The organism is Peribacillus sp. P4_C12, from assembly GCF_056402095.1.
On record NZ_JBFUIB010001146.1, the window covers coordinates 1 to 613 of the forward strand.

General features: G+C 40.5%; 1 protein-coding gene. It reads right to left on the minus strand.

What is annotated here, in order from left to right; all coding sequences use genetic code 11:
- Positions 1-613: MFS transporter (locus AC1DUW_RS31840; RefSeq protein WP_477644580.1), on the minus strand; the 613-nt coding region annotated here is incomplete at both ends.

The following is a 613-nucleotide window of genomic DNA, read 5'->3' on the forward strand; positions in this document are numbered from 1 at the left end:
AAATAAAATCGAGGCCATTAAACTTGGACGCCTTGTCTTGTCGGCCAGAAAACCGCAGGCTAGGACAAATCCTAAAGCAAATAACCAGGAGAGGGAAGTAATGCTTGACATCCCTTCTTTTTCGAATCCTTTAGCTTCGATAAGATAGGTAGGGAGCCAAATACTAATTCCGAAGAAAAGAAAAGAACATACAAGCATGCCAAACCAGACAATCCAGAAACGATAATCCTGAGTGAAACTCTTATTCAAAGAGGAGTCTCCTTCCTTTTCTTCATCATCGGATTGACGGATGAAAGCCAGTTCTTCTTTACTAATTCGCGGGTGCTCTTCTGGTGTATTTCTTGTCATAAATATAAACATTGGGATATTAATAAATAAGTTGAAGGCCGCAAGCATAAAGAAAGCAGCTTGCCAGTGGAGATAGGAAATAACAAGCACCAATACAATGGCTCCAATCGCCGGTCCTAAATAGTTTCCAGTAAGCCATGATGCCTGTGCACGTCCTAATTCGCGTTTGTTAAACCAGCTAGAAATGAATTTACCTGATACAGGAATCATCATCCCTTCGCCAAAACCAAGAATAACGCGGCTTACTAAAAACATTTCATATGAA